Origin of the sequence: Streptomyces sp. NPDC051133, assembly GCF_040682635.1 — a bacterium.
GTDB lineage: Bacteria > Actinomycetota > Actinomycetes > Streptomycetales > Streptomycetaceae > Streptomyces.
Window position 1 is genome coordinate 201,855 of record NZ_JBFBBK010000009.1, and the last position, 11,270, is coordinate 213,124.

Annotated in this window: 8 protein-coding genes; 4 read left to right on the top strand and 4 right to left on the bottom strand. The window is 71.1% G+C overall.

Annotated elements, in window-relative coordinates; translation table 11 throughout:
- Positions 1–92: 92 nt before the first annotated feature.
- Positions 93–1,208: an ADP-ribosylglycohydrolase family protein gene (locus AB0N17_RS12885; protein ID WP_366011270.1), complete on the top strand. Its 1,116-nt coding sequence runs from the start codon at positions 93–95 to the stop codon at positions 1,206–1,208.
- Between the two features lie 65 nt (positions 1,209–1,273).
- Here AB0N17_RS12885 and AB0N17_RS12890 read toward each other — a convergent pair whose 3' ends face one another.
- Both AB0N17_RS12890 and AB0N17_RS12895 read right to left on the bottom strand, forming a co-directional pair.
- On the bottom strand, positions 1,274–2,839 hold the full coding sequence (locus AB0N17_RS12890; RefSeq protein WP_366011271.1) for a sodium:solute symporter family protein: 1,566 nt from the start codon (positions 2,837–2,839) through the stop codon (positions 1,274–1,276).
- Between the two features lie 127 nt (positions 2,840–2,966).
- Positions 2,967–3,755: an SDR family oxidoreductase gene (locus AB0N17_RS12895; protein ID WP_366011272.1), complete on the bottom strand. Its 789-nt coding sequence runs from the start codon at positions 3,753–3,755 to the stop codon at positions 2,967–2,969.
- A gap of 74 nt (positions 3,756–3,829) precedes the next feature.
- Here AB0N17_RS12895 and AB0N17_RS12900 point away from each other — a divergent pair, with 74 nt between their 5' ends.
- Positions 3,830–4,678, top strand: a complete 849-nt coding sequence (locus AB0N17_RS12900; protein ID WP_366011273.1) for a hypothetical protein — start codon at positions 3,830–3,832, stop codon at positions 4,676–4,678.
- On the opposite strand, the gene AB0N17_RS12905 is transcribed toward AB0N17_RS12900, so the two are convergent.
- Both AB0N17_RS12905 and AB0N17_RS12910 read right to left on the bottom strand, forming a co-directional pair.
- Positions 4,671–6,575 carry an MFS transporter gene (locus AB0N17_RS12905; RefSeq protein WP_366011274.1) on the bottom strand — a complete coding sequence of 635 codons (1,905 nt, stop codon included), beginning with the start codon at positions 6,573–6,575 and terminating at the stop codon, positions 4,671–4,673. The two genes, AB0N17_RS12900 and AB0N17_RS12905, sit on opposite strands and share 8 nt — an antisense overlap.
- Positions 6,576–6,752: 177 nt before the next feature.
- Positions 6,753–9,170 (bottom strand): D-alanyl-D-alanine carboxypeptidase, encoded by a 2,418-nt coding sequence (locus tag AB0N17_RS12910; protein ID WP_366011275.1) that lies wholly within the window; start codon positions 9,168–9,170, stop codon positions 6,753–6,755.
- 196 nt (positions 9,171–9,366) lie between these two features.
- Between AB0N17_RS12910 and AB0N17_RS12915 the strand changes: the two genes are divergently transcribed.
- A complete protein-coding gene (locus tag AB0N17_RS12915; protein WP_366011276.1) occupies positions 9,367–10,119 on the top strand; it encodes a GPP34 family phosphoprotein in 753 nt (250 codons plus the stop codon).
- 252 nt (positions 10,120–10,371) lie between these two features.
- Entirely contained in the window at positions 10,372–11,229 is an 858-nt protein-coding gene (locus AB0N17_RS12920; protein ID WP_366011277.1) for a helix-turn-helix transcriptional regulator, read from the top strand.
- Positions 11,230–11,270 lie beyond the last annotated feature (41 nt).

Below are 11,270 nucleotides of genomic sequence, written 5' to 3' on the forward strand. Positions count from 1 at the left end.
CTCGCGGCCGGTTTGCCCCTGTGAACGGACCGTTCTCCGTCGATTACAGTGCTGACCGTCGTACGGACGGACGGTGCCGTGAGGAGGTCTGGATGGGTGCGACATCCGGCGCCGTCTGGGGCCGTGCCGAGCAGCAGGACTACCGGGGCAGGGTGCGGGGCGCCCTGCTCGGGGTCGCCGTGGGCGATGCGCTGGGCGGCCCGGCCGACGCGCTGTCCCTGGAGGAGATCCGCAGCACGTTCGGTCCGGAGGGCCTGCTCGACCTGGCCTTCGGGCACGGGCGGCGCGGCACGGTCACCCACCACACCCAGCTGACCCTGTTCAGCGTGGACGGGCTGATACGGGCCCAGGTGCGCCGGGACACCGGCGCCTGGCACCCGCCGACCGATCTGCACCGGGCGTACCGGCGCGGGGTGGCCACCCAGCGGGACTGGGGGCCCGACGAGCGCCGCAAGGACGACGGCTGGCTGGCGCGCGAGGAGTGGCTGTACGCCCGCCGCGATCCCAGCCGCATCCTGTTCCTGGGGTTCGGCGACGACGTCATGGGCACCCTGGAGCAGCCGAAGAACCCGGGCGAGCTGGGCCCGGAGGCCGTCGCCCGCTCGGCGCCCTTCGGGCTGCTGGTCGGCTGGGAGCCGCAGCTCGTGGTGCAGCTCGCCGTGGAGTGCGCGGCCCAGACCCACGGCCACCCCATCGCCTACCTCTCGGCGGGCGCGTACGCCGTCATCGTGCACGCCCTGGCCCGCGGCGACAGCCTGGACGGCGCCGTGCAGAAGGCTCTCGCGCTGCTCGCCGCCCGCCCCGGCCACCAGCCCGTCGCCGACGCCCTCCAGCACGCCCTCGGCGCGGTACGGCAGGGGATGCCCAGTCCGACCCGGGTGGAGGAGCTGGCGGGCGACGGCACGGCGGACGGTCTGCTCGCCGCGTCCGTCTACTGCGCCCTGGTCGGTGAGGACGTGCGGCACGGCCTGTGCCTGGCGGTGAACCAGAGCGGCCCCTCGGCCGCTGCGGGCGCGCTGACCGGCGGTCTGCTGGGCGCCCTGCACGGCGAGACGGCCCTCCCGCCGGCCTGGCTGGCCGAACTGGAGGGCCGCCCCACGATCCTCGAACTCGCCGACGACTTCGCGATGGAGATGACCCAGGGCCCCGCCCTGCACGGCCCCGCCGGCTCCTCACCGGGGTGGCTGGCCCGGTATCCGCGGGCGTAGCGGCGAGGCGCGGGAAGCCGCGCGACCGGTGGGACGGACCCGCCCTCGGCGCACGGCGCTCACCCCTACGGCGCCCCCACCGCGTCGTCCCCGGCACCCGCGGGCACCGGCACGGCCCGCGAGGCGGCCCCGTCCCCGTCCGAGTTCACCCGCTCGATGATCGCCAGGCGCTCGGGGGTGTCCTCCGGCTTGAGGTGGCCGATCAGGATGTACAGGACCAGGGAGACGGCGAGCGGGACCGACACCTGGTACTGGAGCGGGACTCCGCCGTCGACGTGCCAGCTGATCGGGTAGTTGACCAGCCAGAAGGCCAGCAGGCCCGCCGCCCAGCTGGTGAGGGCCGCCGTCGGCCCCGAGCGGCGGAAGGTGCGCAGCAGCCCCAGCATCATCGGGATGGCGATCGGGCCCATGAGGCCGGCCACCCACTTGATGACGACCGTGATGATGTCCTTGAAGGTGGGGGAGTCGACCTGGGTCGCGACCGCCATGGACAGGCCCAGGAAGACCACCGTCGTCACCCGGGCCGCGATCAGCCCGGAGCGCTCGCCCCACGCCCGCGCCCGTGCGGACAGCACCGGCGCCACGTCACGGGTGAACACCGCCGCGATCGCGTTGGCGTCGGAGGAGCACATCGCCATCGTGTGGGAGAAGAAGCCGACGACGACCAGGCCCAGCAGGCCGTGCGGGAGGAGCTGTTCGGTCATCAGGCCGTAGGAGTCGGAGCCGTCCGGCTTCTGGGCGTGGACCAGCAGCGGGGACATCCACATGGGGAAGAACAGCACCACCGGCCAGACCAGCCACAGGACCGCCGACAGCCGGGCCCCGCGCTCGGCCTCGTGCGCGCTGCCCGTCGCCATGTAGCGCTGGGCCTGGTTGAGCATGCCGCCGTTGTACTCGAAGAGCTTGATGAAGAGGAAGGCGAGGAGGAAGACGGTGCCGTAGGGGCCGACCAGGGGCTTGCCGTGGCCGTGCAGCGCGGGCTGGTTCCAGGCGTCGAGGAAACCGATGTGCCGGTCGCTCAGCTTCAGCACGACCGCCACGAACATGGAGACGCCGGCCAGCAACTGGATGACGAACTGGCCGAGTTCGGTCAGCGCGTCCGCCCACAGGCCGCCGATCGTGCAGTACACGGCGGTGATGGCGCCGGTGATGAGGATGCCCTGGTTCAGGGTGACACCGGTGAACACCGACAACAGGGTCGCGATCGCGGCCCACTTGGCGCCCACGTCCACGATCTTCAGCAGCATGCCCGACCAGGCGAGCGCCTGCTGGGTGGGGAGGTTGTAGCGGTTCTTCAGGTACTCCAGCGGGGAGGCCACGTGGAGCCGGGACCGCAGCCGGTTGATGCGCGGCGCGAACAGCTTCGACCCGATGGCGATGCCGAGCGCGATGGGGAAGGACCAGGTGATGAAGGACGTGACGCCGTAGGTGTAGGCGATGCCCGCGTACCCGGTGAACATCACGGCGCTGTAGCCCGACATGTGGTGGGAGATGCCGGAGAGCCACCAGGGCATCTTCCCGCCGGCCGTGAAGAAGTCGGAGACGTTGTCGACGCGCTTGTGCGACCAGACGCCGATCGCGACCATCACACCGAAGTAGCCGATGAGCACGGCCCAGTCGAGACTGTTCATGTGCCCGATCGTGGGTGCGGCCACGTGAACACGACAAGCAAGCGTCCGGTCAAGTAACGGCAAAATCGTTCTGGAGAATGACCTCTGTTCATGAACATGAACAGCCCCGACCGGGCCGGCTCTCGGGTCAGCGCATCAGCTCGCCCGCGTTGACCAGCAACGACTGTCCCGTGATCGCCCGCGCCCGGTCCGACGACAGGAACACCGCGGCATCCGCCACGTCCCCGTCGGTGGCCAGCTCCGGCAGCGCCATCCGCTCGGTCAGCCGCCCCAGCACCTCCGCCTCCGGCACCCCCTCGCTCTGCGCCGTGAACCGCACGAACGCCTGCACCGGCGGCCCCCACATCCAGCCCGGCAGCACCGTGTTGACCCGGATCCGGTCCGGCCCCAGTTCCCGCGCCAGCGAGTACATCGCGCTCGTCAGCGCCCCCTTCGAGGCGGCGTACGCGGCCTGCCGCACCTGTGACGGCGCGGCCACGGCCGACTGCGTCCCGATGAACACCACCGAACCGCCCCCGCCCGCCCTGAGCGACGGCAGACAGGCCCGGGCCATCCGCAGCGTCCCCAGCAGGTTCACGTCGATGACCGACTGCCAGGTCGCGAAGTCCGCGTCCTCGACCCCGCCGAAGTAGGAGTCCCAGGCGGCCACCTGCACCACGGCGTCGATCCCGCCGAATCGCTCCCGCGCCAGCGCGGCCAGCCGCTCGCACTGCCCCTCGTCGGTGATGTCGGTAGCCCGGTACGCCGTGCGCGCGCCGCCGGGGTCGATCTCCGCGGCGCTCTTCGCGAGGTTCGCCTCGGTGCGGGCCCCGAGCACCGCGTTCCCGCCGTCCCGTACGACGGCCGCGGCGACCTGGTGGCCGAGCCCGGCACCCACTCCCGATACGACGACGGTCTTGCCTGCGAGCAGGGACATCGGTGCCTCCCGCGGTATGGCGCTCTATCTGACGGAGCGTCAGAGTATGGGCCGTCGCAGGAAAGGGGAACCGTATGAGCGACGAGACCCGCAGCGAGCTGTACGCCGAACTGGCCGCCGCAGGACCGTACGGCGTCCGCCCCGGACACGCCCTGATCACCATGGTCGAGCCGCACCCCGGCCACGAGTACGCGTACAACCGCTGGTACGAGGACGACCACTACTACGCCGGCGCCATGGCCATGCCCTGGATGTACGCGGGCCGCCGCTGGGTCGCCACCCGGGACCTGCAGCTCCTGCGGTACCCGGAGAAGTCGGCGGTCGCCCAACCGGTCACCGCCGGCTGCTACCTCTCCACCTACTGGATCACCGACGGCCGCTACGACGAGCACATGAAGTGGACCGTCGCCATCAACAAGCGCCTCAACCGGGACGCCCGCGTCCACCACGCCCGCACCCACGTCTTCACGGCCTTCCAGGACCACGAGACGACGGTGTACCGGGACGGCGCGGCCGGCCCGAGGGACTTCCACGCCCTCGACCACCCCTACGCCGGCCTGGTGCTGCAGGTCGTCGACGCCGAGTCGCCGGAGCAGCGGACCGAGCTGCTCCGGTGGCTGACCGCACGGCACCTGCCGAAGCGGCTCGCGGGCTCCCCCGCCGCCATGGTCACGGTGTTCCGGCCCACGCCCCTGCCCGGCGACCGCATGACCTACGTCAAGCAGGTCGAGGGCGTCGGCACCCGCCTCACCCTGCTGTGGTTCCTGGAGACCGACCCGCGGGAGTGCTGGGAGGAGCACTTCACGGGGCCGGACGCGGAGATCACCGGCTCGGGGCCGGGACGGGTGGAACTCGTCGCCCCGTTCATCCCGACGGTCCCCGGCACGGACCGGTACGTGAGCGAGCTGCGCGGCACTACTTGAGCTCGTCCGGGCACGGCGTACCGCGCGGCAGCTGGTACGGCGCGGCCAAGTGGTACGTCCCGGCCCTCGGCGCCAGCAGCATCGTCCACTTGTCCCCGTCGGCGTCCTCCGGCGTCTGGGCCAGACAGCCGTTGGCGTTGGTGTACGACTTCGGCGTCCCGGTGGCCCGGTGTTTGGAGGCCTCCGTCTCCTGCGGAGGCTTCAGGCTCTTGCCGTGCTCGTCGACCACGCTCAGCCACGGCGAGTACGGGATCCGGATCAGGATCCGACCGGCCTTGCGCACCTCCAGCGTCATCTCGCCCTGCTCGGCGCGGTCCACCACCGCGTTCGGCTCGGCGAGCGGCACGGGGTCGGTCACCTGGAACAGCTGCCAGTTCGCGTCGCCCCAGATCTGCTTCAGATACGGCATCCCGCGCTGCAGCAGCTGCCGCTCACGCTGGCCGCCGTCCCCGTCCGGGTTGTCCTTCGGCAGCACCACGAAGTGCACGGCCCACCGCTGGAGCCACTCGTGGTAGTTCGCCGAGTTGAGCGTGTCGTCGTAGAAGAGCGGGTTGCGCTCCATGTCGGCCTGCCGGTTCCAGCCACGCGCCAGGTTGACGTACGGCGCGAGCGCGGAGGCCTCGCGGTGCGAGCGGGCCGGGACCACCTCGACGCGGCCCTTCTCGGCGCCGGCCTTCTGCAGTTCGTGCACCAGCGGGGCCAGCTCCCGCGCCCAGGAGGCGGCCGGGGTCGTGTGGATGATGTCGTCGACCGACTTGAAGCCGACCCAGCCCGCGAAGCCCAGCAGGGCCAGCACGGCCACGTACCACTGGCGCGACTTGCGCACGTGGAAGGGCAGCGCGGCGACCAGCGTCGCACCCGCGAACAGCATCGGCAGCCGCGATATGTTGGAGCCGATCTGCGAACTGATCAGCCACACCAGCACGACCGCCAGGCTGTAGACCGCGGCCGTCAGCCGTACGGTCACCCACTCCTTCGGCGCCAGGTACAGGCACAGCAGGCCGTACAGCAGGGGCAGGACCACCGAGCCGAACGTCATCGGCTGGGTGCCGGAGAACGGGAAGAGGAAGTACGAGGCCCCGACCACCACCGTGGGCGCGATCCCCAGCGCCCACGCGCCCGGCCGCCGCTTCTGCAGGAAGAGGGCGGCCGCGACCAGCCCCACGAACAGCCCCGACACGGGCGAGGCCATGGTGGACAGCCCGGCCAGCGGGGCGGCGACCACCGCCTTCGCCCAGCGTTTGTACCGCCACCGGTACGGCCAGCAGAACACGGCCGCGACCGCCCCGAGCGCGAACATCGTGCCGAGCCCGAAGGTCACCCGGCCCGAGATCGCGTTGGCCAGGAACGCCGCGACCCCGGCGAGGGACGCCCACAGCGGGTTGCGCACCGCCCGGCTGCGGATCAGGACCAGGGTCAGCAGGCCCGCGGAGACCGTCCCGGCGATCATCATCGTCGTACGGACGCCGAGGACGGCCATCAGATACGGCGACACCACGCTGTACGACACCGGGTGCATGCCCCCGTACCAGGCGAGGTTGTACGCCGAGTCCGGGTGCCGGCCGACGAACTCCGCCCAGGCGTCCTGAGCGGCCAGGTCGCCACCGCTGTTCGCGAACGTGAAGAACCAGATGATGTGAAGGACGCCCGCGAGGGCCGTGACCGACAGGACGGGGTGCCGGAGCATCCGCTGCCGCAGGGGCTCGGCGGAGGCCAGGAGACGCGCGAGCCGGTCCGGACGCACCTGCGTACGGCTGTCGCCGCGGTCCAGTTCGTCACGCCGGTCGTGATGCCGGTCGTGACGACGGTCCGCGTCAGCCGTGGACAGACGTATTCGCGAGCCCGATCCCGGGCCCGGGTCGGCGTCGTCGGCGCGTGTCGGCTCCGCTGTGGCCACCTGAAGGCACTCCCCGTGTCCCGTTTTCTGTTCTCGGCCGCGTCCCGTGATGTTCCCGGCCGTTTCGCATCCAGTTCGCGGCCGTGTCCCCCGACCGGCGAGCTGCCCCGATTCGTGACGCTAGCACGCACCCCGCCGCGGGGCTCCGTCGGCGGGGTGCGGCAAGGGGGGACGGGCTCAGCCGATGCGGGTCAGCTTGGCCGTGAAGCCCGGTTCGGTCAGATCCTTCTCCAGGGCCACCGGGACCTGCACCGCACCCGCCGAACCGTCACCCACGGTGAGCGAGCCCACCTGAGTGCCGGCCTTCGCGGTGTGCGGCACGGTGCCGGGGGTGAAGGACAGCTTCACCTGCAGACCGGACCAGCCGGCCGCCGTGACGTCCTTGGTCGCCACGACCGGGGTACGGCCGCCCAGACCGTCGTCCACGTAGCCGACGACATCGCCCTTCTTCAGGATCGTCGCCGACTTCAGCGCGCCCTGACCGGCCCGGATCAGCTTGTCCGCCGCGTCCAGGGCACCGCTGAGGATGGTGTTGTCCGAGCCACCCGCGGGCTGCCGGATCACCGCGCCGACCACGGTCCGGGTCTCTCCGCCGACCTGCTGCTTCGCCGCGAAGACGAGGTTGCCGAGGGCGGAGGTGGTGGTGCCGGTCTTGATGCCGACGACGTTGTTGTGGCCGACCAGGTGGTTCCAGTTGGAGTGGTTGACACCCTTGTAGTCGTCGTACGACATCATCGCCGCCACCTCGCGGAAGGCGGGCTCGGTCATCGCGGCCTTGGCCAGCTTCACCTGGTCCACGGCCGTGCTGACGGTGGAGTTCGTCAGACCCGAGGGGTCCGTGTACGTGGTGTTCGTCATCCCGAGGCTCTTCGCGGTGGCGTTCATCTTCGACACGAACGCCTTCTCCGAGCCCTCGTCCCAGCGCGCGAGCAGCCGGGCGATGTTGTTGGCGGAGGCGATGAGGATGCTCTCCAGGGCCTCGCGCTGGGTGATCGAGTCACCGGCGGTGACGTGCACCGTGGACTCCTGGCCCGCCTCGGACTGCTGCTCGGCCGGCTTGTCGATCTTGATCTTGGGGCCGGCGGCGCCGCTCTTCAGCGGGTGGTCGTGCAGGATGATGTACGCCGTCATCACCTTCGCGACGCTCGCGATCGGGACCGGCTTCTGGGTGCCGGAGGAGCCGAAGGTGCCGATGCCCTGGACGTCCAGGGCGGCCTGGCCCTGGGACGGCCACGGGATGTCCGGCTTGGCGCCGCCGAAGGTGTAGGAGTCCTGCGCGGTCAGGTCGAGGGTGGGCCGGGGGAGCGGGCGCATCGTCTGCACGACCCCGAGGATGACCACCAGGAGCAGGACCAGAGGGGTCCAGATCTTGACCCGGCGCACGAGCGTGCGGACCGGGGTCTCCGGGGGCGGCGGCGTGTTCGTCAGCTCCGCCAGCAGGTCCAGCGGGGGCTTGGGCGGGAGCGGCTGCTGGGTGGTGCGCTCGGGGCCGACCTGGGGGACGGCGGTGGTGACGTCCGACTTCAGCGCGATGAACTTGCTGGTGCGCTCGGGGTCGGCCTCGGGGGCCTTGGGGGACTCGGGGGCCTTGGGCGCCTTGGGGGCGCCGCCCAGCTTGAGCATGGTGGTCGGCTGGTCGACCTCCGGCTTCTTGGGGCGTACGGCCTTGAAGACGGTGGTGGGCTGGTCGACGGCCGCCTGCGGCGCGTCGGCGTCCTCCGCCTCGGCGGTTGCCTGCGGCGCGTCGGCGTCCTCCGCCTCGGCGGTTGCCTGCGGCGCGTCGGCGTCCTCCGCCTCGGCTGCGCCTTCGGCGTCCTTCTTCCCACCCGCACCACCCGTGCGGCTTTCGTCGTCGGCCGCGGGTGTTCCCTGTGGGGCGTCCTCGCCGTCGGCGTCGTCCGGCTCATCGCCGGGCTCCTCCGCCTCGGCGTCCTCGACCCCGGCGTCGGGCTTCGCGTCCTCGACGGGGTCCTGATCCCCGGCCTCGGGCTTCGCGTCCTCGACGTCGTCCCGATCCTCGGCGTCCGCCTCCGCCTCGGACTTCGCGTCCTCGGGCTCGGGCTCGGTCTCGTCCTCCGCCTCCGCGTCCGGCTCCTCGGCCGCACCCGTCGGCTCGTCCGCCTCGGCGTCGGCCTCTTCGGCCTCGGCTGCGTCAGCCTCGGTCTTCTCGGCGTCGGCCTTCTCGGGCTCGTCCCCGGAAGTGTCCTTCTGCGCGGGCGACTCCGGGGACGGCTTTGCAGTCGCGTCGGATTCCCGCTTCTTCGGGTCCGCGGAACGCACCCACGCCGAGACCGCGTCCCGCAGGGCCGCGTCCTCGGCGTCGGACTTCGCCTCGTCGGCGTCGGTGGACTTCTCCGGTGCCGGTGCCGGCGTCGGCGTCGGCGTCGGCGTCGAAGGTTCCTCCTCCGCCCGCTTCTTCACGTCCCGTACCGACAGGACCTTCGTCGCGGTGTCCGCCGCACCGCCCGAGGAATCCTTTTCGCGGGCTACGGCGAGGCGCGGGTCACGCGCCTCGGGAACCGGAGCCGCGCTGCCCGACGTCGCTCCTGCCGACGACTCGCGCTGCTTCGACTTGTCGGGGGACTCGCCCGCCACCGATGCCTCCTCCATGCGCCGCACGCCCACTCGCGCGCGCTGTCCGAACCATGTACCAGTGTCCTGTGTGAGGGCTTGGCCCCTGCGGTAGACGAGAACGACATACCTACCGGTTCCCTTACGAACCGGTCACGCACCCTCGACAGATGAATGTGAGAGGGGTCACCCTGTCATTCATCCACGCGGGGAGGCATGGATGGGCAGGAGCCGCAGAACAATTCCGGAGGAGCTTCTGCTGCTGGCACTGGACCCGGCCACGGGTACCACTGCACAGCCGCAGTCGCTCGACCTCGGTCTGGCCGGTGCACAGCTAGTGGAGCTGGCGCTGGCCGGACGGATAGCCCCAGACGGGGATCGTATCGCCGTGGTGGTACCACGGCCGACAGGAGATCCGACTCTGGACTGCGCGTTGGAGTTGCTGCGAAGGCGCGGCGCTCCGGTACGTGCCGTCCACTGGATCGGCGGGCCGCGTCTCGGGCTCCGCCAGGTCTACCTCTCGCATCTGGAGCGGTGCGGCATGGTCGCCGCCGTACCGGGCCAGATGTGCGGGGTGTTGCCGACGACGCGCTATCAGGCGACGGACACCGCCATCAGCCGGGAGATCCGATCCCGGCTGGATTCCGCGATCCGCACCGGTGTGCCGCCGGACCCGCGGACCGCGGCGCTCGCCGCCCTGGCGCACGCCGTCGGACTCGGCAAGCACCTGTATCCGGGGAACGAGGGACGCTCGTCCCGGTCCCGGCTGCGGGATCTGATCCGGCACGACCCCATGGGCGGCCTGGTCGCGCACGCCGTGATGGACGTGCAGAACGGCGCCGCGGCACAGCCACGCCGGGGGCCGGCCGCCACCGGCCGGCAGGGCGCGCCCGCGCCGAGGGCGACGGAACCCGCGCGCGGTGTTCCGATGCAGCCCCACCGCGGGTCCATGGCACGCGCCGTGGCCCACTGAGCCGTCACCCCGGTCCCCACAGACCCGGTTCGGGAGCCGCTGGTCCGAGCGGGGCGGTGAGATCCTCGTGGTCTCACCGCCCCGCTCGACTGCGTCCACGGCACACCATCGGCGGCGGGCCGTGGCGAACTGACGCGTACGCGCCGCATATCCACCATTTCCCAGCGGTAGAAGACATCTTGGTGGCAGTCTGCTCAACAGCAGATACGGAAAGTGTCAAGGAACAGGCAGTCAGCCGGAGGTGCACGTCCCGTGGCGTCCAATGTCAATCCCACCGTCAGGCGGCGCCGACTGGGCCAGGAGCTGCGCAGGCTCCGTGAGCTCAAGGGCATGACGGCCGAAGAGGTCGCGGAGCGGCTGCTCGTGTCGCAGTCGAAGATCAGCCGGCTGGAGAACGGCCGCAGAAGCATCAGCCAGCGCGATGTGCGCGACCTGTGCGGGGTGTACGAGGTCGAGGACCAGCGGATCGTCGACTCGCTGATGGAGATGGCCCGGGATTCGCGGCAGCAAGGGTGGTGGCACACCTTCGGCGACATCCCGTACAGCGTGTACATCGGCCTGGAGACCGACGCGGAGTCGCTCCGGGTGTACGAACCCCAGCTGGTGACCGGTCTGTTGCAGACCCGCGCCTACGCGGAGGCCCTCGTGCAGGGCGCGCTGCCGGAGACGTCGACGGCCGAGATCGAGAAGCGCGTCCAGGTGCGCATGCGCCGACAGGAACGTATCACCGCCGACCAGAACCCGCTCCGGCTCTGGGTGGTGCTGGACGAGGCGGCGCTGTGCCGGGAGGTGGGCAGCAAGCTGGTGATGCGGGAGCAGCTGGAGCACCTGATCGAGATGTCCCAGCTGCCGCACGTCACCGTGCAGGTGCTGCCGTTCGAGGTGGGCGCACACCCGGGGCTCAACGGCCAGTACGCGATCCTGGAGTTCGCCGACGCGGCCGACTCCAGCGTGGTCTACCTGGAGGGCGTCACCAGCGACCTGTACCTGGAGAAGGCGCAGGACGTGCAGAAGTACGCCGTGATGTACGAGCATCTGCGGGCACAGTCCCTCAATGTGGAGCAATCCCGGCAGTTCATCGCAAAGGTGGCCAAGAAGTACGCCGAATGAACAGCCGTCACAGAGGGCGCCGGATCGTACACCGTCAGTCG